The sequence below is a fragment of the Streptomyces sp. NRRL S-1022 genome (assembly GCF_000720135.1).
In the GTDB taxonomy this organism is placed as follows: Bacteria; Actinomycetota; Actinomycetes; order Streptomycetales; family Streptomycetaceae; genus Streptomyces.
The window spans coordinates 142,289-168,747 of sequence record NZ_JOIU01000027.1; the positions used below are offsets into that span (position 1 = coordinate 142,289).

29 protein-coding genes and 1 riboswitch are annotated in these 26,459 nt (G+C 71.1%); of the genes, 13 read left to right on the top strand and 16 right to left on the bottom strand.

The window, feature by feature from the left end:
• Positions 1–90: 90 nt before the first annotated feature.
• From IG05_RS0133055 to sugE, 3 genes are all read left to right on the top strand, one after another.
• A complete protein-coding gene (locus IG05_RS0133055; RefSeq protein ID WP_030347741.1) occupies positions 91–420 on the top strand; it encodes a DUF3618 domain-containing protein in 330 nt (109 codons plus the stop codon).
• A 22-nt stretch (positions 421–442) separates the two neighbouring features.
• Complete coding sequence (locus IG05_RS0133060; protein ID WP_014672972.1) at positions 443–802, top strand: GroES family chaperonin; 360 nt, start codon at positions 443–445, stop codon at positions 800–802.
• A gap of 50 nt (positions 803–852) precedes the next feature.
• A riboswitch (guanidine-III (ykkC-III) riboswitch) is annotated at positions 853–923 on the top strand.
• Between the two features lie 35 nt (positions 924–958).
• On the top strand, positions 959–1,279 hold the full coding sequence (sugE, locus tag IG05_RS0133065) for a quaternary ammonium compound efflux SMR transporter SugE (protein WP_030347742.1): 321 nt from the start codon (positions 959–961) through the stop codon (positions 1,277–1,279).
• 14 nt (positions 1,280–1,293) lie between these two features.
• On the opposite strand, the gene IG05_RS0133070 is transcribed toward sugE, so the two are convergent.
• On the bottom strand, positions 1,294–4,164 hold the full coding sequence (locus IG05_RS0133070) for a transglycosylase domain-containing protein (protein WP_030347743.1): 2,871 nt from the start codon (positions 4,162–4,164) through the stop codon (positions 1,294–1,296).
• Between the two features lie 987 nt (positions 4,165–5,151).
• Here IG05_RS0133070 and IG05_RS0133075 point away from each other — a divergent pair.
• The 4 genes from IG05_RS0133075 to IG05_RS0133090 are packed head-to-tail and all read left to right on the top strand — an operon-like array spanning position 5,152 to position 8,469.
• Positions 5,152–5,952, top strand: a complete 801-nt coding sequence (locus IG05_RS0133075; RefSeq protein ID WP_030347744.1) for an ABC transporter permease — start codon at positions 5,152–5,154, stop codon at positions 5,950–5,952.
• The gene (locus IG05_RS0133080; RefSeq protein ID WP_234336116.1) at positions 5,945–6,772 is read left to right on the top strand and encodes an ABC transporter permease; all 828 of its coding nucleotides are present in this window, start codon (positions 5,945–5,947) and stop codon (positions 6,770–6,772) included. The genes IG05_RS0133075 and IG05_RS0133080 overlap by 8 nt, the downstream gene beginning before the upstream one ends.
• 2 nt (positions 6,773–6,774) lie before the next feature.
• Positions 6,775–7,755, top strand: a complete 981-nt coding sequence (locus IG05_RS0133085; RefSeq protein WP_051790523.1) for an ABC transporter ATP-binding protein — start codon at positions 6,775–6,777, stop codon at positions 7,753–7,755.
• 9 nt (positions 7,756–7,764) lie between these two features.
• Complete coding sequence (locus tag IG05_RS0133090) at positions 7,765–8,469, top strand: DUF1707 SHOCT-like domain-containing protein (protein WP_030347747.1); 705 nt, start codon at positions 7,765–7,767, stop codon at positions 8,467–8,469.
• A 348-nt stretch (positions 8,470–8,817) separates the two neighbouring features.
• On the opposite strand, the gene IG05_RS0133095 is transcribed toward IG05_RS0133090, so the two are convergent.
• The 3 genes from IG05_RS0133095 to IG05_RS0133105 all read right to left on the bottom strand — a co-directional run bounded on the left by IG05_RS0133095 (position 8,818) and on the right by IG05_RS0133105 (position 10,376).
• Complete coding sequence (locus IG05_RS0133095; protein WP_030347748.1) at positions 8,818–9,216, bottom strand: hypothetical protein; 399 nt, start codon at positions 9,214–9,216, stop codon at positions 8,818–8,820.
• 115 nt (positions 9,217–9,331) lie between these two features.
• Entirely contained in the window at positions 9,332–10,066 is a 735-nt protein-coding gene (rph, locus tag IG05_RS0133100) for a ribonuclease PH (RefSeq protein ID WP_030347749.1), read from the bottom strand.
• Between the two features lie 76 nt (positions 10,067–10,142).
• A complete protein-coding gene (locus IG05_RS0133105; RefSeq protein ID WP_030347750.1) occupies positions 10,143–10,376 on the bottom strand; it encodes a glucose PTS transporter subunit EIIB in 234 nt (77 codons plus the stop codon).
• Between the two features lie 155 nt (positions 10,377–10,531).
• Here IG05_RS0133105 and IG05_RS0133110 point away from each other — a divergent pair, with 155 nt between their 5' ends.
• Together IG05_RS0133110 and IG05_RS0133115 are read left to right on the top strand one after the other, a co-directional pair.
• Positions 10,532–11,818: a PTS transporter subunit EIIC gene (locus IG05_RS0133110; RefSeq protein ID WP_030347751.1), complete on the top strand. Its 1,287-nt coding sequence runs from the start codon at positions 10,532–10,534 to the stop codon at positions 11,816–11,818.
• 177 nt (positions 11,819–11,995) lie between these two features.
• Positions 11,996–13,261: a PTS transporter subunit EIIC gene (locus tag IG05_RS0133115; protein ID WP_030347752.1), complete on the top strand. Its 1,266-nt coding sequence runs from the start codon at positions 11,996–11,998 to the stop codon at positions 13,259–13,261.
• Positions 13,262–13,320: 59 nt separating this feature from the next.
• Here IG05_RS0133115 and IG05_RS0133120 read toward each other — a convergent pair whose 3' ends face one another.
• Positions 13,321–14,073 carry an MBL fold metallo-hydrolase gene (locus IG05_RS0133120; protein WP_030347753.1) on the bottom strand — a complete coding sequence of 251 codons (753 nt, stop codon included), beginning with the start codon at positions 14,071–14,073 and terminating at the stop codon, positions 13,321–13,323.
• A gap of 237 nt (positions 14,074–14,310) precedes the next feature.
• Here IG05_RS0133120 and IG05_RS0133125 point away from each other — a divergent pair, with 237 nt between their 5' ends.
• Positions 14,311–14,769: a type II toxin-antitoxin system PemK/MazF family toxin gene (locus tag IG05_RS0133125; protein ID WP_030347754.1), complete on the top strand. Its 459-nt coding sequence runs from the start codon at positions 14,311–14,313 to the stop codon at positions 14,767–14,769.
• On the opposite strand, the gene IG05_RS0133130 is transcribed toward IG05_RS0133125, so the two are convergent.
• The 8 genes from IG05_RS0133130 to clpS form a co-directional block, all read right to left on the bottom strand.
• Entirely contained in the window at positions 14,766–15,227 is a 462-nt protein-coding gene (locus IG05_RS0133130) for a hypothetical protein (protein WP_030347755.1), read from the bottom strand. The two genes, IG05_RS0133125 and IG05_RS0133130, sit on opposite strands and share 4 nt — an antisense overlap.
• Positions 15,228–15,297: 70 nt before the next feature.
• Positions 15,298–16,248: a PLP-dependent cysteine synthase family protein gene (locus tag IG05_RS0133135; RefSeq protein WP_030347756.1), complete on the bottom strand. Its 951-nt coding sequence runs from the start codon at positions 16,246–16,248 to the stop codon at positions 15,298–15,300.
• 17 nt (positions 16,249–16,265) lie between these two features.
• The gene (locus tag IG05_RS0133140; protein ID WP_030347757.1) at positions 16,266–16,544 is read right to left on the bottom strand and encodes a MoaD/ThiS family protein; all 279 of its coding nucleotides are present in this window, start codon (positions 16,542–16,544) and stop codon (positions 16,266–16,268) included.
• A gap of 101 nt (positions 16,545–16,645) precedes the next feature.
• Positions 16,646–16,741: a putative leader peptide gene (locus IG05_RS50330; RefSeq protein ID WP_019065921.1), complete on the bottom strand. Its 96-nt coding sequence runs from the start codon at positions 16,739–16,741 to the stop codon at positions 16,646–16,648.
• Positions 16,742–16,820: 79 nt separating this feature from the next.
• Positions 16,821–17,243 (bottom strand): Mov34/MPN/PAD-1 family protein, encoded by a 423-nt coding sequence (locus tag IG05_RS0133150; protein ID WP_030347758.1) that lies wholly within the window; start codon positions 17,241–17,243, stop codon positions 16,821–16,823.
• Positions 17,244–17,380: 137 nt separating this feature from the next.
• The gene (locus tag IG05_RS0133155; protein WP_030347759.1) at positions 17,381–18,814 is read right to left on the bottom strand and encodes an amino acid permease; all 1,434 of its coding nucleotides are present in this window, start codon (positions 18,812–18,814) and stop codon (positions 17,381–17,383) included.
• A gap of 341 nt (positions 18,815–19,155) precedes the next feature.
• The gene (locus IG05_RS0133160; RefSeq protein WP_030347760.1) at positions 19,156–19,761 is read right to left on the bottom strand and encodes a DUF2017 domain-containing protein; all 606 of its coding nucleotides are present in this window, start codon (positions 19,759–19,761) and stop codon (positions 19,156–19,158) included.
• A gap of 10 nt (positions 19,762–19,771) precedes the next feature.
• Positions 19,772–20,089 carry an ATP-dependent Clp protease adapter ClpS gene (gene clpS, locus IG05_RS0133165; RefSeq protein ID WP_030347761.1) on the bottom strand — a complete coding sequence of 106 codons (318 nt, stop codon included), beginning with the start codon at positions 20,087–20,089 and terminating at the stop codon, positions 19,772–19,774.
• A gap of 57 nt (positions 20,090–20,146) precedes the next feature.
• On the opposite strand from clpS, the gene IG05_RS0133170 reads away from it, so the two are divergent.
• On the top strand, positions 20,147–21,493 hold the full coding sequence (locus IG05_RS0133170) for a nicotinate phosphoribosyltransferase (protein ID WP_030347762.1): 1,347 nt from the start codon (positions 20,147–20,149) through the stop codon (positions 21,491–21,493).
• Between the two features lie 95 nt (positions 21,494–21,588).
• Positions 21,589–22,182 (top strand): isochorismatase family protein, encoded by a 594-nt coding sequence (locus tag IG05_RS0133175; protein ID WP_030347763.1) that lies wholly within the window; start codon positions 21,589–21,591, stop codon positions 22,180–22,182.
• Positions 22,183–22,317: 135 nt separating this feature from the next.
• On the opposite strand, the gene IG05_RS0133180 is transcribed toward IG05_RS0133175, so the two are convergent.
• Both IG05_RS0133180 and IG05_RS0133185 read right to left on the bottom strand, forming a co-directional pair.
• Positions 22,318–22,638 (bottom strand): hypothetical protein, encoded by a 321-nt coding sequence (locus tag IG05_RS0133180; RefSeq protein ID WP_030347764.1) that lies wholly within the window; start codon positions 22,636–22,638, stop codon positions 22,318–22,320.
• Between the two features lie 121 nt (positions 22,639–22,759).
• Entirely contained in the window at positions 22,760–25,117 is a 2,358-nt protein-coding gene (locus tag IG05_RS0133185) for an immune inhibitor A domain-containing protein (RefSeq protein WP_030347765.1), read from the bottom strand.
• Between the two features lie 366 nt (positions 25,118–25,483).
• Here IG05_RS0133185 and IG05_RS0133190 point away from each other — a divergent pair, with 366 nt between their 5' ends.
• Complete coding sequence (locus IG05_RS0133190) at positions 25,484–25,720, top strand: hypothetical protein (protein ID WP_030347766.1); 237 nt, start codon at positions 25,484–25,486, stop codon at positions 25,718–25,720.
• A 21-nt stretch (positions 25,721–25,741) separates the two neighbouring features.
• Here the strand turns inward: IG05_RS0133190 and IG05_RS0133195 are convergent, their stop codons facing one another.
• Entirely contained in the window at positions 25,742–26,431 is a 690-nt protein-coding gene (locus IG05_RS0133195; RefSeq protein ID WP_030347767.1) for an RDD family protein, read from the bottom strand.
• Positions 26,432–26,459 lie beyond the last annotated feature (28 nt).

Here is a 26,459-nt window from a genome sequence, read left to right on the forward strand (position 1 = left end):
GGCCAGCGTAACCGGGGGGCCTTGCGGTGCGGCGCGGCCCGGAGCTGACAAACTGTTCGGAACAGCATCAGAGACTTCGGAGGCCGTACGGTGGCGGACACGTCGGACACCAGAACCCCGGCGCAGATCGAGGCGGACATCAGGCGCCGCCGTGAAGTGCTGGCCGAGACGCTCGACGAGATCGGGGTGCGGGTGCATCCGAAGACCATCGTCGGGGATGCCAAGGCCAAGGTGATCGCCCATGCCGATCACACGGTCGGGCGGGCGTATGTGCAGGTCAACCGAGCCGTCACCGAGGTGCGGGCCCGGTTCGTGGATGAAGAGGGGGCGCCCCGTCTGGAACGGGTCGTGCCCGTCGCGCTCGTCGTCGTGGGGGTCGTGGGGCTGCTCGCCCTCGGGGCCCGGCGGCGCAGGGACTGACCGGGGCAGGTAGGTTCGAGCCGTGAGCGCCAACAGAAACGAGCACAGCACTCCCCACCACGACAAGCTTCCCATCCGGATGCTGCACGACCGGGTTCTCGTGCGGCAGGAGACCGGTGAGGGCGAGCGGCGGTCGGGGGGCGGCATTCTGATTCCCGCCACCGCGGCGGTGGGGCGGCGGCTGGCCTGGGCCGAGGTCGTCGCCGTCGGCCAGAACGTACGGACGGTGGAGCCCGGCGACCGTGTCCTGTTCGACCCGGAGGACCGGGCGGAGGTCGAGGTACGGGGCGTGGCGTACGTGCTGATGCGCGAGCGCGATCTGCACGCCGTGGCCGCCGACCGGTTCGAGGGGTCGGAGGACTCCACGGGCCTGTACCTGTAGGGACGCGCGATGGAGAGGGCCGGTGACGATGGTCACCGGCCCTCTCCGTCGTGTTCTTGCTAGGTTCGGAAGGAACCCGACGAGACGCGCCGTACCGGGTCGAAGGCAAAGACGACGCACCGGAGAAGAGCCGTCACGTCTCGGAAGGTGCCTGTCATGGCCTGGGTTCTGCTCGTCGTCGCCGGTCTGCTGGAGGTCGGCTGGTCGGTGGGGATGAAGTACAGCGAGGGTTTCACCCGGCTGGTCCCGAGTGTGTTCACCGGCGCCGGCATCGTCGCGAGCATGGTGCTGCTGTCGTACGCCGCGAAGTCCCTGCCCATCGGTACGGCGTACGGCGTGTGGGTGGGGATCGGCGCGGCCGGGGCGGCGGTGCTCGGCATGGTGGTGCTGGGTGAGCCGGTCACCGCCGCCCGGATCTTCTTCGTGTGTCTGCTGCTGGTCGCCGTGGTGGGGCTGAAGGCGACCAGCGGCCACTGACTGCCGGCTGCCGGCTAGGTGCCGGGGAAGCCTCCGGTGCCGGTGTCGGCACCGGAGGTGTCGCCACCCGTCGTGTCGCCGCCCGGTGTTCCGCCCCCGGTGGCCGTGCCGCCGCCGGGTGTCCCGCCGCCCGTGGTGCCGCCGCCGGTGGTCGGGCCTCCGCCGGTCGTGTCACCGCCGTTGGCCGCGCCGCCGTCCGTGGTCGGACCTCCGTCGGTGGTGGCGCCTCCGCCGGTGGTCGCGCCGCCGGTGGTCGGGGTGCCGGTGGTGCCGCCGGTGGTGGGGGTGGCCGTGACGCCGTCGGTCGGGGTCGCGGTCGCGCCGCCGTCGTTCCCGCCGCCGTCGGTGCCGGGCGTGGCGGTGCTGCTGGCGGGCGGTTCCTGGATCTGGTCGGCGCCCTGTTCGAGCTGGAGGTCGAAGTCGGCGGCCGGCTTGCCCTTCAGCGCGTCGCGCGTGTACTGCGCCCAGATCTGGGTGGGCGGACCGCCACCGTTCATCCGGGCCTGGCCGAGGGCCCCGTACAGCGGCTGCTGCTTGGCTGTGACCGGGTCCTGGCCCATGACGGAGACCACCGTGGCCAGGTCGGGGGTGTAGCCGGCGAACCAGGCGGCCTTGTCGCTCTCGGCGGTACCGGTCTTGCCGGCCGCGGGCCGGCCCGCGGCCTGCGCGGCGGTGGCGGTACCGCTCTGCACCACGCTCTGCAGGACGGAGGTGGTGGTGTCGGCGGCTTCCCGGTCGACGGCCTGCTTGGCCGGCTCGTCGGGCAGCCTGACCTGCTCGGTGCCCTCCTTGGTGATCTTCTCGACGAGCGTGTACGTGCCGTGCTTGCCGTGGTTGGCGAGCGTGGCGTAGGCCTCGGCCATGTCGAGGACGCTGGCGGTGGCGGTGCCGAGGGCGATGGACGGGTACGGCTGGAGGTCCGGGGTGTCGGAGGGGATGCCGAGGTCGATCGCGGTCTGCCTGACCTTGGCGGGGCCGACGTCGACGGCCATCTGCGCGTACACGGAGTTCACCGACAGGTCGGTGGCCTTGCGGACGGTGATCTGGCCGTACGAGCGCTGGTCCTCGTTCTCGGGGGCGTAGGCGCCGCCGCTCCAGCCCTGGACGGGGCGCTGGTTGGTGCCGTCGTACACCGTGTTCGGGGTGACGGTGCGGCCGTCCTGGGTGGTGGACCCGTTCTGCACGGCGGAGGTGAACACGAACGGCTTGAAGGTGGAGCCGACCTGGAAGTCACCGCGGGTGGCGCCGTTGGTGTACTGCTTCACGTAGTCAACGCCGCCGTACATGGCGACGACCTTGCCCGTCTTGGGGTCGACGGAGGCGCCGCCGGCCCGGACGAAGGTGTCGGCCTTGCGGTTCTTCTTGTCCAGCTTGGACATCAGCTGGTCGTCGACCGCCTTGACGAAGGCGTCCTGCCGCTTCTTCTGGATGGTGGTGGTGATGCGGTAGCCGCCGGCCGCGAGGTGGTCGGCGTCGATGATGTTGTTGGTGGTCAGGTAGTGCTTGACCGCTTCGACGAGGTAGCCGCGCTGGCCGGACATGCCGGTGGAGATCGTCTGCTCCTTGGGCATGGGGAACTTCATGCCGGTGCGCTTGGACTCGCTCAGCCAGCCCTTGGTGACCATGCCGTCGAGGACGTAGTTCCAGCGGGCGACGGCGGCCCTCTTGTTCTCGGGGTGGGCCACGACGTCGTACTCGCTCGGCGCGTTGACGAGCGCGGCGAGGTAGGCGGCGCGGGCCGGGTCGAGGTCGGCGGCGTCCCGGCCGTAGTAGGCCTGGGCGGCGGCCTGGATGCCGTAGGCGTTGCGGCCGAAGTAGCTGGTGTTGAGGTAGCCCTCCAGGATCTGGTCCTTGGACTTGTTCTGGTCGAGCTTGATGGAGATGAAGAACTCCTTGGCCTTGCGGGTGACCGTCTGTTCCTGGGCCAGGTAGTAGTTCTTCACGTACTGCTGGGTGATGGTCGAGCCGGACTGCTTGCCCTTGCCGGTCGCGGTGTTCCACCCGGCGCGGAGCATGGCCTTCGGGTCGATGGCCGACTCGGTGTAGAAGTCGCGGTCCTCGGCGGCCAGTACGGCGTGCTGGGCGTCCTTGGAGACCTGGGCGAGGCTGACGTTCTCGCGGTTGACCTCGCCGTCGCGGGCGAGCTGGGAGCCGTCGGCGTACAGGTAGACGTTGCTCTGCTTGGTCGCGAAGGCGTTGGCCGGCGGGATCTTCACCATGGAGTAGCCGAGGTAGAACAGCCCGAAGAGCAGCAGCACGCCGATGACGAAGGTGCCGAGCACCATGCGCCACGTCGGCAGTATCCGCCGCCATCCGGTCCGCTTGGGCCGCTTGCCCTTCTTGTCCTTGGCCTTGGCGTTGCCCTTGCCGTTGCCGTTGCCTCCGGCGGTGTCGCCGTCGGCTGCGGCGAGAACGGTGGTCTTGTCCTCGGCGGAGACGGATGCGGTGGCGGTGGCGCCCTTGCCGGTCCGAGCGCCGGCGCCGGCTGCGGATGCGGATGCGGTGACACCCTTGGCGGCCTGGGCGGGGACGCCGGCGGCGGGTGCAGCGGCACCCTTGGCGGCCTGGGCGGGGACGCCGGCGGCGGGTGCAGCGGCACCCTTGGCGGCCTGGGCGGTGGCGCCGGCTGCGGCAGCGGTACCGGCGGCGCGCGCGGCACGGGCGGCGCGGGCGGCGGCCGGGGAGGAGGCGGTACCGGCACCGGTCCCGGCCGTGCCGTTCGGGCCGGCGGGGCGGGGGACGGTGGGGCCGGGGGTACGAGGGTTGCGGGCGGCGGAGTCCGGCGCCGCGCCGGAGCGGGGCGCCGCGACCCGGCGCAGCACCTGCGTGGTCTCGGGCGCCTCACCGGCCTTCGGCCCCTTGGGCGGGGTGACACGCCGGAGCACCTGAGTACTCTCGGCCGGCTGCTCGGCGGGGCCACCGGAACCGGCCGGCTTCTTGCCACCGGGTCCCTTGGCGGTGCCGGGGCCCTCCCCGACGGCCGAAGCCGCACCGCCGGCCGCGGCACCGCCGGCCCCCGGACCACGGCCGGACGCCGAACCCCCGCCGGGAGCCTGAGCACGGCCGGACGCCGAGGCCGCGGAACCGGAGCCACGCCCGGACGTGGACGCGGACGCACCCCCCGAGGCCGGGCCCCGCCCAGCTCCCGGAGCATCGCCCGAAGCCGGACCACGGCCGGACGCAGGAGCACCACCGGAGCCCGCACCGCGCCCGGACGCCGAGGCGCCGCCGGAAGCCGGGCTCCGAGCCGGCGCCGGGGCGCCTGCGGCGGCCGCGTCCCCGGCGTGCCCCGCAGCGCCCGTCTGCTCCGTGCGGCCGCCGCGGGCCGCCTGGCGGGCCCGGGCCATGGAGGCGGTCCGGTCCTGCGCCCCCGCCTCCGCCTCCGCGCGGCCGGATCCCGCCGCACCGGAACGATCACGCGAGGCCGCGCCGGAACCGTCCTGGGACGCCGGGCCCGAGCCGGGCGCGCCGGTCCGGCCGTCGGTGTTGTCGGGCTGTGCCGGACGGGCGGGGTGGCGGGGGCGGCTCCCGGTGGTTTCCCGCCGTTCGTCGGCGGGGGCGGGTGTGTGCGGCTTGCGGCCCCCCGGGGTGCCGGGCCCTTCAGCCGGCAGCGGCCGTTTCGGTGCCCCGCCGTCGTTCGGCTGCTGCGGCTGCGGCTCGTCGCTCATCTCGTGCACGGACTCCTGTTTCGCGTCGTACGTTCCCGTACGCCTCGTACGCTTCTGCGCTCCCCCTGTTTGAAGACTCTCGCACCCGGCGTTCCGTTCCCGGATTCCGGCACGCTTCCGGCCGGAAAACGCGTGGCCGTCCGCCGGGCCTCCGGACTAGGCTCCTGCGCTTCGGTGTCGAGCAGTCCGAGGAGGTCGACTGGCGTGGGCGCGGGACGGTTGTACGCGGCCGTCGCGGCAGGGGGGTTCCGACGGTACGCGACCTACCGTGCCGCCACTGCGGCAGGGGTGTTCACGAACACCGTCTTCGGCCTGATCCTCGTCTACACGTATCGCGCGCTGTGGGACGAGAAGCCGCATCTCGGGGGGTACGACCAGGCGCAGGCGGTGACCTACGTCTGGCTCGGGCAGGCGTTCCTGTCGACCCTGGCGATCGGGGGTGGCGGGGTCGAGGACGAGTTGATGGAACGCATCCGTACGGGGGACGTGGCGATCGACCTGTACCGGCCGGCCGATCTCCAGCTGTGGTGGCTGGCGGCGGACCTCGGCCGGGCGTTCTTCCAGCTGCTGGGCCGGGGGCTGGTGCCGTTCGTGTTCGGGGCGCTGTGCTTCCCGGTGTCGCTGCCGTCCGACGCGAGCACCTGGGCGGCGTTCCTCGTCGCGGTGGCGCTGGCCATGCTGGTCGGGTTCGGCATCCGCTACCTGGTGGCGTTGAGCGCGTTCTGGCTGCTGGACGGCACCGGTGTGGTGCAGATGGCGTGGCTGCTGGGCTTCTTCTGCTCGGGCATGCTGCTGCCGCTGAACGTGTTCCCGGGCGCGCTCGGCGAGGTCGTACGGGCCCTGCCCTGGTCCTCGCTGCTCCAGGCCCCGGCGGACATCCTGCTGGGGCACGCGGACCCGCTGCCCACCTATCTCTTCCAGGCCGCGTGGGCGGTGGCACTGCTGGGGGCGGGCCGGCTGGTGCAGTCGGCGGCGACGCGCCGGGTGGTGGTGCAGGGTGGCTGAGCGCACCGGGCACCGGCCGGCCGAGGGCGTGCGGACGTATCTGCTGGTGGCGGGGATGTGGATGCGGTCCACGATGGCCTACCGCGCGTCCTTCGCGATGACGACGTTCGGGAACTTCGCGGCGACGTTCCTCGACTTCGTGGCGATCATGCTGATGTTCTCGCGGGTGGACGCGCTGGGCGGCTACCCGCTGCCCGAGGTGGCGTTCCTGTACGGGCTGTCGGCGGTCTCCTTCGGGCTGGCCGACCTGCTGATCGGGTCGATGGAGCGGCTGGGCCGGCGGGTGCGGGACGGCACGCTGGACACCCTGCTGGTGCGGCCGGCGCCGGTGCTGGCGCAGGTGGCGGCCGACCGGTTCGCGCTGCGCCGGCTGGGCCGGGTGACCCAGGGGGCGCTGGTGCTGGGCTGGTCGCTGAGCCGGGTGGACATCCACTGGACGGCGGAGCGGCTGCTGCTGATGCCGGTGACGGTGGTGAGCGGCTGCGGGATCTTCTGCGCGGTGTTCGTGGCCGGGGCGGCGTTCCAGTTCGTGGCGCAGGACGCCTCGGAGGTGCAGAACGCCTTCACGTACGGCGGTACGACGCTGTTGCAGTATCCGCCGACGGTGTTCGCGAAGGAGCTGGTGCGCGGGGTGACCTTCGTGCTGCCGCTGGCCTTCGTCAACTGGCTGCCCGCCACGTACGTGTTGGGGCGGCCGTACCCGCTGGAGCTGCCGCTCTGGCTGGCGTGGGCCCCGCCGCTGGTGGCGGTGGCGTGCTGTGCGCTGGCGGGGCTGGCCTGGCGGGCGGGACTTCGTTCGTACCGCAGTACAGGGAGCTGAGCGTGGGTGAGTTCACCGCAGGGGACGGCTTCATCGTCCTGGAGCAGGTCGAGAAGGTCTTCGAGGTGCGCCGCAAGACCGGGTTCCTGCGGCGGGAGCGGCGCGAGGTGCGGGCGGTGGACTCGCTGTCGTTCGGTGTGGCGCGTGGGGAGATGGTCGGGTACATCGGGCCGAACGGTGCCGGGAAGTCGACGACGATCAAGATGCTGACCGGGATCCTCACCCCGAGTGCCGGCCGGCTGCGGGTGGCGGGCATCGATCCGGCGCGGGAGCGGTCGCGGCTGGCGCACCGGATCGGGGTGGTGTTCGGGCAGCGGACCACGCTGTGGTGGGATCTGCCGCTGATCGATTCCTACCGGCTGGCGCACCGCATGTACCGGATCCCGGACGCCCGTTACCGGGAGAACCTGGACCGGCTGGTGGAACTGCTGGAGCTGGGTGCCCTGTTGGACGTGCCGGTGCGGCAGCTGTCGCTGGGGCAGCGGATGCGCGGGGACATCGCGGCGGCGCTGCTGCACGATCCGGAGGTGCTGTACCTGGACGAGCCGACGATCGGCCTGGACGTGGTGTCGAAGGCCAGGGTGCGGGAGTTCCTGCGGGAGGTGAACGCCGAGCGGGGTACGACGGTGCTGCTGACCACGCACGACCTCCAGGACATCGAGCAGTTGTGTTCCCGGGTGATGGTGATCGACCACGGGCGGCTGGTGTACGACGGTGCGCTGGCGGGGCTGCACGAGGCCGGGGAGAGCGAGCGGACGCTGGTGGTGGACCTGGAGCGGGAGCTGCCGCCGGTCGAGGTGCCGTCGGCGCGGGTGGTGCGGGTGGAGGGGCCGCGGCAGTGGCTGGCGTTCCCGGCGGGGCAGTCGGCGGCGCCGCTGGTGGCCCATCTGGCGGACCGTTACCCGCTGGTGGACCTGTCGGTGCGGGAGCCGGACATCGAGGCGGTCATCGCCAGGATGTACGCCGGGAAGGCGGTCTCGTAGGCTGCTGTCATGAGCGACGACGCAGCCCCGGATCTCCGGGCGTCCGACGCCGACCGTGAGCGGGTCGCCGAGGTCCTGCGGGACGCCCTGGCCGAAGGCCGGCTCGACATGGCGGAGTTCGACGAGCGCCTGGAGGCGGCCTACACGGCGCGCACGTACGGCGAGCTGGCGCCGCTGACCCGCGATCTGCCGGCGTCCGGTGCCGCTGCGGTGTCCTTCGTCAAGGAGCCGGTGCGGGACGGGGTTTGGGCGGGCCGGATCACCGGAGGCGAGGGGTCCTCGACGGGGGCGGTGGCGATCCTGTCGGGGTTCGAGCGCCGGGGCCGCTGGACGGTGCCGCGGCGGTTCTCCTGCTTCACCTTCATGGGCGGTGGTGAGATCGACCTGCGCGAGGCGGACTTCGCCGCCCGCGAGGTCGTGATCAACTGCGTGGCCGTCATGGGCGGGGTGCAGGTCGTCGTGCCGCCCGGGGTGGAGGTCGTCGTCCGGGGTGTCGGCGTGATGGGCGCCTTCGAGCACCCCAGGGACGATGCCCCGCCGGAGCCGGGCGCCCCCCGGGTGGTCATCGGCGGTTTCGCCTTCTGGGGCGGTGTCGGGGTGGAGCGCAAGCTCCCGCGCGCCGAACGGCGCCGGCTGAAGGAGCAGCGCCGGCTGGAGAGGCAGGAGCGCCGGCAGGAACGGCACGAGCGGGAGCGGGCGGTACGCGAGGAGTAGCGCGCGCTGCATCGCACCCACCGGGATACGCGGCACGAGTCGCACCGGGCGCACCGGGAGGAGAACCGGCGCGGCAGACGCCGGTGGCGGCCGGAGGACGAGGAGCACTGACCGCACCGCCGCCCGCGCGCCGTTCACGGCGGCCCTCGGGCCGTCCATCGCGGGCCGGGCGCCGTCCGTCTCCGTCCACGCGCCGTCCATCACGAGCCGCACGCCGATCATCGCCGTCCGTGGCGGGCCCTGGGCCATTCACGGCGGGTCGCGCGCCGATCGTGGCGGCCCCTGGGCGGGTCCGGCGGCTCCCCCGGTGCCTCGCCGGGGCGCGTGCGCCCCGGGCGGAGGTGTGTCCTACGGTGTGCACACCTTGGTGAGTTCGCCCGCCGCGTCCGTCACCGGGCTCACGTCCGGCGTGGCGTCGCCGTTCTTCACGGCGGTCCGTACGTTGCCCACGGCCTTGCGCAGGTCGTCGACGGCCTTGTTGACGTCGGTGTCGTCCGTCTTGTCGCCGATCTGGCGCAGGCTCTTGTCGATGGAGTCCAGCGAGGAGTCCACCTGAGCGGGGTCGTTCGCGGCGTTCTCCACGGCCTGCTGGAGATCGGTGACGCTGTCGGCGATGGCGTCGGCGGTCTGCACGCAGTCCAGCGCCTTGTTCATGGCGTCGCAGCCTGTGGTGAGGCCGGCGGTGAGCGCGACGGTCGCCACGGCGGCGGCGACGGTGAGCCGGCCTCGGCGTCGGCTGGCGGGCATGGCGGTGTTCCCTCCCCTGGTACGGCTGGCCGGGCGCCCGCCGGTGAGCGGTGCGCCCGTACCCAGAGGGACGACGGGGAGGCCCGGCGGGTTGCCCGGTGCCTTGAAGGTCTCTTTACGCGCGGCTCGCCGCGAGTGCCGCCTGCTGGGCCGCGGTCAGTTCGGCGCAGCCGGTGACAGCGAGGTCGAGCAGGGCGTCGAGTTCCCCGCGGGCGAACGGCGTGGCCTCGGCGGTGCCCTGGACCTCGACGAAGCGGCCGTCGCCGGTGCAGACGACGTTCATGTCGGTCTCGGCGCGCACGTCCTCCTCGTAGCGCAGGTCGAGCAGCGGGACGCCGCCGACGATGCCCACGGAGACGGCGCTGACGGTGCCGGTGAGCGGCTGCCGGCCGGCCTTGACCAGCTTCCTGCCCTGGGCCCAGGCGACGGCGTCGGCCAGGGCGACGTAGGCGCCGGTGATGGCCGCCGTGCGGGTACCGCCGTCGGCCTGGAGGACGTCGCAGTCGAGGACGATGGTGTTCTCGCCGAGTGCCTTGTAGTCGATGACGGCGCGCAGGGAGCGGCCGATGAGCCGGGAGATCTCGTGGGTGCGGCCGCCGATCTTGCCCTTGACGGACTCGCGGTCGCCGCGGGTGTTGGTGGCGCGGGGCAGCATGGCGTACTCCGCGGTGACCCAGCCCTCGCCGCTGCCCTTGCGCCAGCGCGGGACGCCTTCGGTGACGGAGGCGGTGCAGAGGACCCTGGTGTCGCCGAAGGAGACGAGGACGGAGCCCTCGGCGTGCTTGCTCCAGCCGCGTTCGATGGTGACCGGGCGGAGCTGTTCGGGAGTACGGCCGTCGATGCGAGACATGGCGATGAGCCTAGCCGTACACGGCGCAGGGGCTCCTCCCGCGTCGGGAGGAGCCCCTGCCGGTGAGCCCGTGGGCTCACATCATGTCTTCGATCTCCGCGGCGATCGGGTCGGCGTCGGTGCCGATGACGACCTGGACGGCGGTGCCCATCCGGACGACGCCGTGGGCACCGGCGGCCTTCAGGGCGGTCTCGTCGACGAGGTCGGGGTCGGACACCTCGGTGCGCAGCCGGGTGATGCAGCCCTCGATCTCCTCGATGTTGTCGATGCCGCCGAGCCCGGCGACGATCTTCTCAGCCTTGCTGGCCATGTTCCTTCTCCCTGCTCCGAACCGCTTTGTCGCAGTAACCCACAGTTGGCCCATCTTCGCGAGCGGTCTAGCCGTCCGTGCCGGATGATGGCGATCACGACAGCGGAACCGTCCGTCGACTGGTCTACACCACCGTGGGGAAGGTCGCCAAACCCATGAGTGTCCAGAGCCCGGCAAGCCCTGCCAGGACCCGCTGGAACCGCCTGTTCCAGGGCATGCAGAAGATGGGCCGCAGCCTTCAGCTGCCCATCGCCGTGCTGCCGGCGGCGGGCATCCTGAACCGGCTGGGGCAGCCGGACGTGTTCGGCGCCGACGGCCTGGGGTGGACGGGCGTCTCGAAGGTGATGAGCGGGGCGGGCGGCGCCCTGCTCGACGGGCAGTTGGGGCTGCCGCTGCTGTTCTGCGTGGGCGTGGCGATCGGCATGGCGAAGAAGTCCGACGGTTCGACGGCGCTCGCGGCGGTGGCGGGTTTCCTCGTCTACTACGGCGTGCTGCGCCAGTTCCCGCGGACCTGCCCGGCGGGCACGAGGGTCGCGGTGACGGGCTGCCGGGCGCCCGACGGCACGGTGTCGGCGTTCACCTACCAGAACCCGGGCGTCTTCGGCGGCATCGTCATGGGTCTGCTGGCGGCGTTCTTCTGGGCCCGGTACCACCGCACCCGGCTGGTGGACTGGCTGGGCTTCTTCAACGGGCGCCGGCTCGTGCCGATCATCATGGCCTTCGTCGCGATCGCGTTCGCCGTGGCGTGCCTGTTCGTCTGGCCACCGGTCGGTGCCGCACTGGAGGGTTTCAGCGGGTGGCTGCGGGACGCGGGTTCCTGGGGTGCGGGCCTCTTCGGGGTCGCCAACCGGGCGCTGCTGGTGGTGGGCCTGCACCAGTTCCTGAACGTGCCCATCTGGTTCCAGTTCGGCAGCTACACCAAGCCCGACGGCACGGTGGTGCACGGCGACATCAACATGTTCCTCCAGGGCGACCCGAACGCCGGCCAGTTCACCTCGGGCTTCTTCCCGATCATGATGTTCGCGCTGCCGGCCGCCGCCCTGGCCATCACGCACTGCGCGCGGCCGGAGCGCCGCAAGGAGGTCGGCGGCCTGATGCTGTCGGTGGCGCTGACCTCCTTCGTCACCGGCATCACCGAGCCGCTGGAGTACTCGTTCCTCTTCATCGCGCCCGGGCTGTACGCCGTGCACGCCCTGCTCACCGGTGCCTCGATGGCGGTGACCTGGGCGCTCGGGGCGCACGACGGCTTCAGCTTCTCGGCGGGGCTGATCGACTACGTGATCAACTGGCGCCTGGCGACGCGGCCGTGGGCGATGATCCCGATCGGGCTGGGCTTCGCGGCCGTCTACTACGCCGTGTTCCGCTTCGCGATCACGGCGTTCGACCTGAGGACGCCGGGGCGGGAGCCGGTGGACGAGGTCGAGGACGTCACCAAGGGCTGACCAGGGCCGGACCGGGCACGGGGGCGCACAGCGTGTAGTGCCGCGGTAGCGGATTCGCGGGTTCCTTACGCTGCCTTCATCGTGCTACAACAGGTCTACACCACAAGTGGTGTAGACCAGAGACGCTGCCGTCCCCTTCCATGGTTCCCGGGCGGCGCCTTGCCTATGGAGGAAGTTGTGACCACGGCCAGCGCCGCTCCCGCGGCCGAGAAGAAGAAGGGCGCCGGCGCGATGGCGGTGCTGCAGCGCATCGGCCGCAGCCTGATGCTGCCGGTGGCCGTCCTGCCGGCCGCCGCCCTGCTGGTGCGCCTCGGCAACACGGACATGCTGGGCCGCCCCTCCTTCCCCACGTTCCTGACGAAGATCGCCTCCTTCATGGCGGCCGGCGGCAACGCGATCCTCGACAACATGGCGCTGCTGTTCGCCGTGGGCATCGCGATCGGCTTCGCGAAGAAGTCGGACGGTTCCACGGCCCTCGCGGCGGTCGTCGGCTACCTCGTCTTCAAGAACGTGCTCGGCACCTTCACCGACAAGAACCTGCCGAAGGTCGCGACCGTCGTCGACGGCAAGGTCGTGCTGCAGAACGCCCCGGTGGACGCCAAGGTCCTCGGCGGTGTGGTGATGGGCATCGTGGTGGCCCTGCTGTACCAGCGCTTCCACCGCACCAAGCTGCCCGACTGGGCGGGCTTCTTCGGCGGCCGCCGGCTCGTCCCGATCCTGTCGGCCTTCGCCGGCCTGCTCCTCGGCATCGTCTTCGGCTACATCTGGCCGGTCCTCGGCACGGGCCTGCACAACTTCGGCGAGTGGCTGGTCGGGTCGGGCGCGGTCGGCGCCGGCATCTTCGGTGTCGCCAACCGCGCGCTGATCCCGATCGGCATGCACCACCTGCTCAACTCGTTCCCGTGGTTCCAGGCGGGCGAGTACCACGGCAAGAGCGGTGACATCGCACGCTTCCTGGCCGGCGACCCGCACGCGGGCCAGTTCATGACCGGCTTCTTCCCGATCATGATGTTCGCGCTGCCGGCCGCGTGCCTGGCCATCGTCCACTGCGCCCGGCCCGAGCGCCGCAAGGTCGTCGGCGGCATGATGTTCTCGCTCGCGCTGACGTCCTTCGTCACCGGCGTCACCGAGCCCATCGAGTTCACCTTCATGTTCATCGCGCCGGTCCTGTACGCGATCCACGCGGTCCTCACCGGTGTCTCGATGGCGCTGACCTGGGCGCTGGGCATGAAGGACGGCTTCGGCTTCTCGGCGGGCGCGGTCGACTTCGGGCTGAACCTGGGCATCGCGAGCAACCCGTGGGGCCTGGTCCTGGTCGGCCTGTGCTTCGCGGTGGTCTACTACGTGGTCTTCCGCTTCGCGATCACCCGCTTCAACCTGCCGACCCCGGGCCGCGAGTCGGACGAGGAACTGGCGGAACTGCAGAAGGCCGAGGCGAAGTAGCCCAGGCACCGAAAGGGCCCCGGAACCGATGGTTCCGGGGCCCTTTCGCGTGTCCGGCGTCAGATCTCGTACGTGATGCGCGGCGCGGCCAGTTCCACCGGCCCCGCGAACACCTCACGGGCGTGCCGCAGGTTCACCTGCGGGTCGGTCCACGGCGGGACGTGGGTGAGGACCAGGCGGCGCGCTCCCGCGCGCGCGGCCGTCTCCCCCGCCTCGCGCCCGTTGAGGTGCAGGTCGGGGATGCTCTCCTTGCCGTGCGTGAACGCGGCCTCGCACAGGAACAGGTCGGTGTCCCGGGCCAGCTCGTCCAGCACCTGGGTCACACCCGTGTCGCCGGAGTACGTCAGGGACTTCCCGCCGTGCTCGATCCGGATGGCGTAGGCCTCCACGGGGTGGCGGACCCGCTCGGTGTGCACGGTGAACGGGCCGATCTCGAAGGTGGACGGCTTGACCGTGTGGAAGTCGAAGACCTCGCTCATGGAGGAGGCGGAGGGGGTGTCCGCGTAGGCCGTGGTCAGGCGGTGCTCGGTGCCCTCGGGGCCGTAGACCGGGAGGGGGGCGCAGCGGCCGCCGTCGTGGCGGTAGTAGCGCGCCACGAAGTACGCGCACATGTCGATGCAGTGATCGGCGTGCAGGTGGCTGAGGAAGATCGCGTCGAGGTCGTAGAGACCGCAGTGGCGCTGCAGCTCGCCAAGGGCGCCGTTGCCCATGTCGAGGAGCAGCCGGAAGCCGTCGGCCTCGACGAGGTAGCTCGAACAGGCCGATTCCGCGGACGGGAACGACCCCGAGCAGCCGACGACGGTGAGCTTCATGAAGCAGAAACCTCCGCTGGCGGGAAAGCTGTGGGCGGGACGGGGGACCCCTCGGGATGAGGGCTGTCGGGGGTCGTGCGGTCCGTCGAGCGTAAGGCGCGAAAGCACGGGTCGCTCCTCCGCCAGGGGCCGTTGTGGGCGAACTCACCTGTGCTGTCACCGGTTCGGCTGGACCTGGGGCGCACGAGGATCGGCCAAGGGCGCGCGATGTGCGGCGCGCGCCGGTAACGTCATCGTATGGACACGTCCTGGTGGCTCGCGCTCGCGGCGGTGGTACTGCTCGCGCTGGTGGCCACGCTCGTCGACGGCTGGGGCCGGGGCCGCCGCCCCGGCGGCCGGCGGCTGCGGCCCCCGGGCCGGCCGGGCGCGCGAACCGCGCACGCGGTACGGCCGTCGCCCGGGGACATCTGGTGGGCGAACGTCCCCTTCGAGGACCGCGGCGGGGTGAAGGACCGGCCCTGCCTGGTCCTGGCCGTGCGCGGGGACCGGGCCACGGTCGCGAAGATCACCAGCAAGTACCACGACGAGCGTTCCGGGGTGATCCCGCTGCCGCCCGGCGCGGTCGGCGACGCCCAGGGCCGGCCCAGCTTCTTGCAGACCGACGAGCTGCGCGAGGTCCCGGTGACCGGCTTCCGCCGCCGGGTGGGCGTGGTCGACCCGGTCCTGTGGGACCAGGTACGGCACTTGGCGGGCTAGCCGACCCGGACGGTGACCGACCATTCCTCGATGCCCTTGCAGGACACCCGGCCCGGTGCGGTGGGCTCGGCGCACAGCGGGCGGGACGACCTGAGCTCCACCGTGCCGGCGGCGACCGCCCGGTACGCGGCCGTGGCGTCACCCGGCTGGAGTACGAAGCCGGCGTTGACGGCCTGCAGTGCCGTACCGCTCGCGGTGACCGGCTTCCAGGGGCGGGCCCGGGTGCCGTCCAGCGACAGCCGGACCTCGCCGCCCCTGGTCACGCAGACGGTACGGCCGTGATCGGCGGCCGTCAGCTCCGCCTGGCCGGTGCAGCCGCCGGCGGACCGGGAGGGCGACGGCGTCCCGGCGCGGGGCGGCGCCGACACCTTGTCGCTGCTCCCGGTGCCCTGCTGGGAACCGCAGCCGGCGAGGATCAGCGCGGCCGCCGCGAGGGCGAGGGGTGTCGTACGGCGCATGGGGTCCGCCTTTCTGCCGATGTCCTGGTGCAGATGTGACGTACCACCGGCGTGCCCGGATCCCCCGCCGTCACGCCCAGAGCTGGCCGTGCAGTGTCTCGATGGCGTCCTCCGTGGTGGCCGCGGTGTAGACGCCGGTGGACAGGTACTTCCAGCCGCCGTCGGCCACGATGAAGACGATGTCGGCGCTCTCGCCCGCCCTGACGGCCTTGTTGCCGACGCCGATCGCCGCGTGCAGGGCGGCGCCGGTGGAGACGCCCGCGAAGATGCCCTCCTGCTGGAGGAGTTCACGGGTGCGGGTGACCGCGTCGGCGGAGCCGACCGAGAACCGGGTGGTGAGGACGGAGGCGTCGTACAGCTCGGGGACGAAGCCCTCGTCGAGGTTGCGCAGGCCGTAGACCAGGTCGTCGTAGCGCGGTTCGGCGGCGACGATCCGCACGTCCGGCTTGTGCTCGCGCAGGTAGCGGCCGACGCCCATGAGGGTGCCGGTGGTGCCGAGACCCGCCACGAAGTGGGTGATCGAGGGCAGGTCGGCGAGGATCTCCGGGCCGGTGGTGGCGTAGTGGGCGCCCGCGTTGTCCGGATTGCCGTACTGGTAGAGCATCACCCAGTCGGGGTGCTCGGCGGACAGCTCCTTGGCCACGCGCACGGCGGTGTTGGAGCCGCCGGCGGCCGGCGAGGAGATGATCTCGGCGCCCCACATGCCGAGCAGGTCCCGGCGTTCCTGCGAGGTGTTCTCCGGCATCACGCACACCATGCGGTAGCCCTTGAGCTTGGCCGCCATGGCGAGGGAGATGCCGGTGTTGCCGGAGGTGGGCTCCAGGATGGTGCAGCCCGGGGTGAGCCGGCCGTCCTTCTCCGCCTGCTCGATCATGTGCAGGGCGGGGCGGTCCTTGACCGAGCCGGTGGGGTTGCGGTCCTCCAGCTTGGCCCAGATCCGGACCTCCGGGGACGGCGACAGCCGCGGCAGGCGCACCAGGGGGGTGTTGCCCACCGCGGCCAGCGGGGAGTCGTAGCGCATCGCTGCTCGGTGACCGATCAGCGCATGCCGCCGGCCACGGCCGGCAGGATCGTCACGCTGTCGCCGTCGGACAGCTTGGTGTTGATGCCGTCCAGGAAACGGACGTCCTCGTCGTTCAGGTACACGTTGACGAAGCGGCGCAGCTGCTCGCCGTCCACGATGCGGGCCTGGATGCCGGCGTGCCGGGATTCGAGGTCGGCGAACAGCTCGGCGAGGGTGTCGCCGTTGCCCTCCACCGCCTTCTGACCGTCGGTGTACTGGCGGAGGATGGTCGGGATGCGGACCTCGATGGCCATGGCTCAGGGCTCCTGTCGGAAGGTGTCGTCGGTTCGGTCAGGCGCGCGCGGCACCGGGCGGCGCGCCGGGGCTCACGGCCGGACGGCGGCAGCGGGGTCGGTCAACAGATGGCGCTGTTCAGCCTGCACAGGTCGACGTGCAGCCGCGCCACGAGCAGCGTGCCCGGCGCCTTGTCGCTCACGTCGAGAAGAACCATGGGCTCATCGTATCGATTCCCGGCCCGCGTCCCGGAGTGTGATTCCGCATGCCGGACGGATTTCGTCCGGTGGGCGAGATCAGTAGGTCTGCACGACCTTGACCTCCTCCTCCGTGACCGCGCCGTCCACGATCCGGTAGGAGCGGAACTGGAAGTCGCCGAGGCCGTCGGTGTCGGCGGTGGAGACGAGGACGTAATGGGCGCCGGGCTCGTTGGCGTAGGAGATGTCGGTGCGCGAGGGGTAGGCCTCGGTGGCGGTGTGGGAGTGGTAGATGACCACCGGGTCCTCGTCCCGGTCGTCCAGCTCGCGGTAGAGCTTGAGCAGATCGCCCGAGTCGAACTCGTAGAAGGTGGGCGACATCGCCGCGTTCAGCATCGGGATGAAGCGCTCGGGGCGGTCCGAGCCCGCCGGGCCCGCCACCACGCCGCACGCCTCGTCGGGGTGGTCCTTGCGCGCGTGGGCGACGATCTGGTCGTACAGGGCCTGGGTGATGGTCAGCATGGGGGTCAGGATAAGCAGAGGGGCCGTCCCGTACCGAGGAGTGGTACGGGACGGCCCACATGCCGGACGTCCTGAGCGGCGGCCGCCGGGGGCGCCACGAGTGCTCCCGGCGGCCGGACGTCCTTTCGGGGGGACGGTCAGCGCTTGCGGAAGGCCGCGGCCTCCGGGTTGCGGCGCTTGAGCACCAGGTAGGCGACGCCGAGGATCAGGGCCCACAGCGGCGCGCAGTAGAGGGAGACCCGGGCGTCCTTGTCGATGCCCATCATCACGATCACCATGCCGATGAAGGCGAGCGCGAACCAGCTGGTGAACGGGGCTCCCGGCGTGCGGAACTCCGAGCGGGGCAGTTCGCCGCGGTCGGCCTTGGCCCGGTAGCGGAGCTGGCAGAGCAGGATGACGATCCACGCCCACATGCCGGAGATGGTCGCGAAGGACACCACGTAGTCGAACGCCTTGCCCGGCCACTGGTAGTTGATCCAGACGCCGACCAGCATCAGCGCGGCGGAGAACGAGGTGCCGACGAGCGGGGTACCGCTGGGCGTCAGCTTGGTGAAGACCTTCGGGCCCTGGCTGTTGAGCGCGAGGTCGCGCAGCATGCGGCCGGTGGAGTACATGCCGGAGTTGCAGGACGACAGCGCGGCGGTGAGCACCACGAAGTTGACGATGCCCGCGCCGGCGGCGAAGCCCATCTTCTCGAAGGCGGCCACGAAGGGGCTCACCCCCGGGTGGAAGTTCGTCCACGGCACGACCGACAGGATCATGATCAGCGCGCCGACGTAGAAGACGGCGATGCGCCACGGCACGGTGTTGATCGCCTTGGGCAGCACGGTCTTGGGGTCCTTGGACTCGCCCGCGGTCACACCGACCAGCTCGACGGCGAGGAAGGCGAACATGACCATCTGCAGGGTCATCAGCGTGTTGCCGACACCGTGCGGGAAGAAGCCGCCGTCGTTCCACAGGTGGCTGACGGAGGCCGTGTCGCCGGCGTCGGAGAAGCCGACGGTGAGGATGCCGACGCAGATCAGGATCATGCCGATGATGGCGGTGACCTTGACCATGGAGAACCAGAACTCCAGCTCACCGAAGAGCTTCACGGAGATCAGGTTGGCGCCGTACAGGACGACCGTGAAGACCAGCGCCGACACCCATTGCGGGGTGTCGAACCAGTAGGTCATGTAGGAGGCCGCCGCGGTGACCTCGGTGATGCCCGTGACCACCCAGAACAGCCAGTACGTCCATCCGGTCACGAAACCGGCGAACGGGCCGATGAACTCGCGCGCGTACTCCGAGAACGAACCCGACACCGGGCGGTACATCAGCAGCTCGCCGAGTGCCCGCATGATGAAGAAGATGACCAGGCCCGCGATGGCGTACGCCAGGATCAGGCTGGGGCCGGCCTTGGAAATGCCCTTGCCCGCGCCCAGGAACAGGCCGGTGCCGATGGCACCGCCGATGGCGATCATCTGGATCTGCCGGGCACCGAGCCCGCGCTGATACCCCTCGCCCTCGCTGCCCTCCGCCCGCGCGGCCTCGTTGCCGTCGCGATGCTGGTCGACCTGCGCTGAGGTCATGTGTGGTGCGCCTTTCTCCATGCCGACCCGGGCCTTTCGTCGGCCTCGGATCGGGTCTCGATCCCCCCGGATACTGGAGCTGTCTGCCTGGCCGACGGTCGTCGGCTCGGTGGCGCACCCGGCCGGACATGGGTGGTGTCGGCCGGGCGGTCGTGAAGATTTATCACGGCCGCAATACTGATCACAGGGGGCCTATGTGGCGCATCACACAGGAAGAAGCGGACAAAGAGCGCCCAAATGCGCCAAAACCGGCCACAAAGGTGACGGGATCGTTATCCGGATTTGAGCGTCCTCTGAGCGAACACTCGATCGGGGCAAACCCGTACGGACCGGACACCCCGCTACGGCAGCAGGGTCGTCACCAGGGTCTCCTGGAGTCCGCCCAGCCAGAGATAGGCCAGCACCATCGGCTTGCGCGGGTCCTCCTCCGGGAGCCGGTAGAGCAGGTCGGTGTCGTCCTCGTCGGCGATCTCCAGCCGGGCGCCGATCGCCAGCCGCAGGTCGTTGAGGGTGCCGAGCCACTGCCGGGACTCCTCCGGGGCCAGCTTGAGCACCGCCCCGCCCTCGTCCACCGGGGCGAGGGCGTCCAGGGTGCGGATCACGCCGAGCGCGTTCTCCCGCTTGCCGGCCCGCAGGTCGTTCTCGGTGTAGCGGCGGAACTCCGCGGAGTGCGCCCGCCGCTCCTCGGCCTCGGCCGTCGAGGAGGGCACCTCCTCGGGGTCGCTGTAGGCGTCGGGGAAGAGCCTTCGGAGCACCGGGTCGGCGGGCGGCTCGCTCGGCCCCTCGGCGAACAGCTCGGCGAGCGGGTCCTCCGGGGTGTCGGCGCCGGGGCCGGGACCGATGAGTTCCAGGAGCTGGACGGCCAGCGACCGGATGATGGAGATCTCGACGTCGTCGAGGGCGACGGCCGCGCCGCCGCCGGGGAGCGGTTCGAAGTGTCCGGGCATCTGGATGCGTTTACTTCCGGTCCTGCTGGAGGGTGGCCCACAGACCGTAGCCGTGCATCGCCTGCACGTCGCGCTCCATCTCCTCGCGACTGCCGCTGGAGACGACCGCCCGGCCCTTGTGGTGGACGTCGAGCATGAGCTTGGTGGCCTTGTCCTTGGAGTAGCCGAAGTACGCCTGGAAGACGTACGTCACGTAGCTCATGAGGTTGACCGGGTCGTTGTGCACGATCGTGACCCAGGGGACGTCGGGCTCGGGTACGGCGAAGACCTCCTCCGCCGACTCGGTGCGTTCGATCTCTACGGGCGCGGGTGACGTCACACAGCCCATGCTGCCACGGCCCCCATAAATCGTCACACCGACGAAAAGGGAGTACGATCCCTCGTCATGAACACAGCGGACCTTGGGCTGCCGGTGGACGTTCCCTCGACAGCGCTCTTCACGGACCAGTACGAGCTGACGATGCTGCGCGCCGCGCTGAAAGCCGGTACGGCCGAACGGCGGAGCGTGTTCGAGGTCTTCACCCGGCGGCTGCCGGAAGGGCGCCGCTACGGCGTGGTGGCCGGCACCGGCCGCGTCCTGGACGCGGTCGAGAACTTCCGCTTCGACGCCGGCGTGCTCGGCTTCCTGCGCGAGCGGGAGATCGTCGACGAGGAGACACTGGAGTGGCTCGCCGGCTACCGCTTCAGCGGCGACATCTGGGGCTACCCCGAGGGCGAGGTGTACTTCCCGGGCTCGCCGGTCATGCGGGTCGAGGGCAGCTTCGCCGAGTGCGTCCTGCTGGAGACGGTGATCCTCTCCATCCTCAACCACGACTCCGCGATCGCCGCCGCCGCCTCCCGGATGGCCTCCGCCGCCGGCGGCCGGCCGCTGATCGAGATGGGCGCCCGGCGCACCCACGAGCTGTCGGCGGTGGCCGCCGCCCGCGCCGCCTACATCGGCGGCTTCGCGACCACCTCGGACCTGGCGGCCGGCTTCCGCTACGGCATCCCGACCGTCGGCACCTCGGCCCACGCCTTCACCCTGCTGCACGACCGCGAGCGGGACGCCTTCCAGGCCCAGGTCGACACCCTCGGCCGGGGCACCACCCTCCTGGTGGACACCTACGACGTCGCCGAGGCCGTCCGCACCGCGGTGGAGGTGGCCGGCCCCGAGCTGGGCGCGGTCCGCATCGACTCCGGCGACCTGCTGCTGGTGGCGCACCGGGTGCGGCAGCAGCTGGACGAGCTGGGCGCGACCGGCACGAAGATCGTCGTGACCTCCGACCTGGACGAGTACGCCATCGCCTCGCTGGCCGCCGCGCCCGTCGACGCGTACGGCGTCGGTACCCAGCTGGTGACCGGATCCGGGCACCCGACCTCCTCCATGGTCTACAAGCTGGTCGCGCGTGCCGAGTCCGCCGACCCGAAGGCGCCCATGGTGCCGGTGGCGAAGAAGTCCAGCGGCGGCAAGGTCTCCGTCGGCGGGCGCAAGTGGGCCGCGCGCCGGCTGGACGCGGACGGTGTCGCGGAGGCCGAGGTCGTCGGCACCGGGCCGGTGCCGGCCGAGCTGGCCGACCGGCAGTTGCTGGTGCAGCTGGTCAAGAGCGGCGAGGTGGTCGCCCGCGAGCCGCTGGACGTGACCCGGGACCGGCACATCGCGGCCCGCGCGAACCTGCCGCTGTCCGCTACGCAGCTGTCCAGGGGGGAACCCGTCCTCCCGACGGAGTACGTACACGGGCGCTCGGGTAGCTAGAGCGGTACCGCCGTCCGCCCTCGAACGCCCCCTCCCGCACGGGCCCGGAAGTCTCTAGGCTCAGTTACTTCACTCTCAGTCGAAGGACACCCACCATGCGCCGCGCCTTGATCGTCGTAGACGTGCAGAACGACTTCTGCGAGGGGGGCAGCCTCGCGGTGGCCGGCGGTGCCGACGTGGCCGCCGCCATCACCGAGCTGATCGGCCAGGCGGCGGGCACGGGGTACCGGCACGTGGTGGCCACCCGCGACCACCACATCGCGCCGGGCGGCCACTTCGCGGACAACCCCGACTACGTCCGCTCCTGGCCCGCGCACTGCGTCGCGGGCACGGAGGGCGTGGGCTTCCACCCGAACTTCGCCCCCGCGGTCGCCTCCGGCGCGGTGGACGCGGTGTTCGACAAGGGCGCCTACTCGGCGGCCTACAGCGGCTTCGAGGGCACCGACGAGAACGGCGTCCCGCTGGCCGACTGGCTGCGCGCCCGGGAGATCACCGAGGTGGACGTGGCCGGCATCGCCACGGACCACTGTGTACGGGCCACGGCCCTGGACGCGGCGAGGGAGGGCTTCCGCACGCACGTCCTCCTCGACCTGACGGCCGGGGTGGCGGGCGAGACCACCGAGCGGGCCCTGGAGGAGCTGCGCCAGGCGGGCGTGGAGCTGACGGGCAAGCCGGTGGTCGGCGGGTAGGGCCGCCGAGCGGGGGGCTCGCGGCCGGCTCCGGGCCGGGCGGCAGCCGGCCTGACGGGCCGCGGGGATCCGCGCGACCGGCCACCATGCGCCCGCGGTCGCCGTAGCCGCGCCACCACCCCCCACGGAGGCGTCCTACCGCACCAGCGCGGGGCCGCGCAGCAACGCCCGGATCGGGTGCCACAGCTCGTTCACGGTGACACCGTTGTCGGTGGGGGCCGTGCGCCATATCAGGCCGTCGGGATGGTGCAGCACCGCCGTGATCTCGTCCGGTGTGGGCGGCTCGGCGTTGCCCCGGAGGTAGACCGCCCGCAGCCCGAGGTTGCGGAGCCTGGTCAGGGCCCGGGCCCGGTTCTGGGCGTGCACCAGCACCCGCACCCCGGCGGAGCCGTAGGGCAGGTTCAGCGCCACCACCACGGTGCCGTTCGGCAGCTTGCAGAAGCCTCCAGCGGCCATGCGGTCACATCCCCGTTCCGGTCGGTGTCAATAAGCGGTCCATAGGACGCACCTAAACACGACCGGCGGCAACCCGCCAAGGGGTTGCCGCCGATACGCCTGTGACCTGCGGTGATGCGGACTACTTCACCGCGGGACCGACCTTGAGCTGGATCGTGGAGCCGTCCTTGGCCTCCTTGACGATCGTGATCTTGGTGTTGGTGTCAGTGACCTTCACCCCGCCCGTCGGGTTCGACGGGTCGTAGTAGGTGCTGGCGTGGTCGTTGAAGACCGGGACACCCTTCGAGCCCTTGATCTTGAGCGCGACGTCGGCCTTGTGCAGCGTGATGCCGTCCGTGCCGTACAGGCTGAACGGGGAGTCGTACGCCTGGACACGGTTGCGCAGCAGCGTGCCGTCGGCCCACTTGAGCGCCTTGAAGTGCGAGTCGACCGGCAGGATCAGACCGGTGCCGGGGTGACCGTTGGTGGCGTTGGTGTTGTCGTCCGCCTGGGAGGTGTCCCACTTCCAGATCAGCAGGCCGTTCTGGTACGGGTAGTGCTCCACCCAGCCCGGACGCGACGCGAAGCCGAAGTTGTACGGGCCGACCTTGAGGGTCTTGTCGTACGACACGTACTGGCGGTTCTCGGCGAGGTAGTACTGCTTGTAGTCCTTGGTGAAGGACGCGCCGATGCGGGAGAAGCCCGCCGCGGTCCAACCGGCGTCCGCGGTCTCGGCGTTGTCCGAGAACAGCGGGGTGCCGTCGGCGGTCACGGTGATCTCGTCGGCCGTGAAGCCGTTCTCCGCGACACCGCCGTCGGTGGCGTAGCGGAAGCGGATGTCGATCTTCTTGCCCGCGTAGGCGTCGAGCGGGAACGACAGCTTCTTGTGCGTCTGCGAGAAGCCGGTCAGCGCCGGCTTGCCGCTGGCGTCCTTCGGCAGGGCCTGGCCGTCCGCCGTGCCGTCCAGGGCGGTCCAGTTGGCGCCGCCGTCGGTCGACACCTCGGTGTAGACGTAGTCGTAGCCCTCCTCGGTGGCCCACCAGCCGTCCACGGAGAGGTTCGCCGAGGACTTGCCGGTCAGGTCCACGGAGCGGGTCAGCGTGTTCTTCAGGTCGTTGCCGCTGCCGCTCCACCACTGGGTCGAGCCCTGCGCCGGCTCGGTGATGGTGGTGGTGACCGCCTTGTCGGGCAGGTTGACCACGAGGGCCTGCTTGTCCCAGGTGTTGTACTCGGCGACGCCCAGCTTGTGCGTGGACTGCTTGCCGGCCGTGGCGGTGTCGTAGTTCAGCCAGCCCAGCTGGAGCTTGTCCCAGGCGTTCATGTCGCCGGGCAGGTTGCCGATGGACTCCTTGCCGGTGCCGAGCCAGGAACCGGAGGACATCAGGGTCCAGAAGCCGGTGGAGTTGTCGCCGCCGGCGGTGTCGTACTCGTCCGGCAGGCCGAGGTCGTGGCCGTACTCGTGGGCGAAGACGCCGAGTCCGCCGTTCTCCGGCTGGATGGTGTAGTCGCCGACCCAGATGCCGGTGCTGCCGACCTGCGTACCGCCGAGCTTGTTGTTCTGGGGGCCGGTGGCGCCGGCGTCGGTGCCGAAGGCGTACCAGCGGTGGGCCCAGATCGCGTCCTTGCCCTGCGCGCCGCCGCCGGCGGACTCGTCCTCACCGGCGTGCACGATCTGGAAGTGGTCGACGTAGCCGTCCGGCTCGTTGAAGTTGCCGTCGCCGTCGTAGTCGTACCGGTCCCACTGGTCGTACTTGGCGAGGTCCTTCTTGATGTCGGCGTCGGTGCGGCCGGCCTTCTTCTGCTGGGCGACCCAGGCGTTCAGGCCGTCGCTGACCACGTTCCACACGCTCGGGCAGTTGGTCTGGCCGCAGGCGTTGTTGCCGTAACGCGCCTCGTTGTAGGGGACCTTGACCCAGTCGGTGACCTCACCGGCGACCGAGTAACGGCCCGAGGACTGCGCCTCGTAGTACTTCTTCAGCGACTCGGTCTTCTTGCCGTTGCCGAAGTAGAGGTCCTGGTAGTGCTTCTGGTTGTAGTCCTTCTGCCAGGCCGTGGAGTTGTCCTTCTTGCGGTCCGGCGCGGCGATCTTGTTGTGCAGCGGGCCGGGCGTACCGCCGAACTTGGGGTCCGTCTGGTTCCCGAACTCCACCAGGATCGTGAAGATCTTGTCGGTCTTCTCGCGGCTCAGCTCGACGTACTTGCTCTGGCCCTTGCGGCTCTTGAGCTTGACGACCTTGGAGCCGTTGCGCTCCTGTGCGGTGGCCTTGCCGGCTATGAGCTGGTTCAGGGCCTCTTGGCGCTGGGCGTCCTGGGTCTTGCTCAGCGGGCCGTCCAGGTCGTGCTTCTGCTGCTTGACCGGGGCCGGGTCGTGCCGGTTGGCGGCCGCGGTCCGGGCCTGGGTGCCGGCCTCCGCTACGGCGAAGGTGGCGAACGTGGCGGAGGCCGCCGCGAGCGTCACGCCGATCGCGGCCGCTCTGAACGTCCAGGATCTGCTGGTCACTTGAGTTCCTCCCCCGCGCCGCGCACACGGACAGGGGGTTCCGGGTCATGGAGGAATCCGTGCGCGCACGATCAACGCGTGTAATCAAGTGACGACATTTGACTAGAGGTTTAGAAGAAAAGACAGCCCTTGACTTGAGCAGGACAAGTGCACTATGCGGAGCCGACGTCCGGTTTACGGACACGTGTCGGCCCGGTGACCGGCGCAGGGGACGTCCGCTGGGTGGGACGGGTGATTCCGTGCGCCCCCCGTGCACCGGTACCGTGGGTTAGGTCACGCTTACCGGGCGTCCCGCTCGGGCATGCAGGCCAAGAGAGTCGAACGGCACCGCCCGAACGTCCGAACACTGCCGAGGACACGATTGCCATGCCTCGTCCGACCCCCGCACAGCTCGCCTACGGTTCCTGCACCGTGGTCTTCTCGACGCTCGCCATGCTGCTGCTGTCGCAGACGAGTTCGGGCCCAGGGATCGCCGTCATCGCCCTCGCGGCACTCGCGCTGGGCCTCTTGGTCGCCCTGACGGTCCCCTCCCCCGGGACGCGCGCGGCGCAGCCGTCCGCCGAGCCCGTGGCGGACGAGGAGCGGGTCACCACGAGCCTGTGACGGCGCCCGCCGGCGCTTCGCTCAACCGGTGCTGACCACCACCGTCTTGGCCGCCTTGTCGTGCAGGCCCTGCTTGTACGGCTTGTCGAAGAAGCTCCAGCCGCCCGCGATGACGGTCCAGATGCAGGCGCAGCAGAAGGCGAACGGCAGCCACAGCACCAGGGCGCGGAGCAGCGCGGTCCCGACGGAGGGGGTGGCGCCGTTCTCCAGGTCGGCCACGCGCATGCCGAGCAGCTTCTTGCCCAGGGTCTGCCCCGACCTGCTGATCAGGATGGTGTCGTAGGCGACGTAGAGCACGGCCGCGATGACGGACTGGGCGATGGATCTGCCGACCTCGACGCGGTCGGCGCCGACGGTGTACTCGCGCACCCCGAACAGCCAGGTGAGCAGCCATACGACGATACCGACCAGGATCATGTCGAGGATCCGCGCGAGCGTCCGCTTGCCGCTGTCGGCGAGCGGGGGCATGCCGGCCAGCGGATCCGCGGGGTAGTCGCCGTAGGGGCCGCCCGGACCACCGCCCGGACCACCGCCGTAGGGGGAACCGCCGTAGGGGCCGCCGCCGTGGGGTGGCGGCTGCCGGGCGTCACCGTACGGGGCGTCGTACGGCGAGCCCGATCCCTTCTCCCCCTTCTCCGACGGGGGCCGCTTCCTGAAGGGGTCGTCCTCGGGGGGCTGCTCTCCGGAGCCGGGGGGCGGTTCGCTGCTCATGGCCCGAGTGGAACCCGAGGACCCCGCT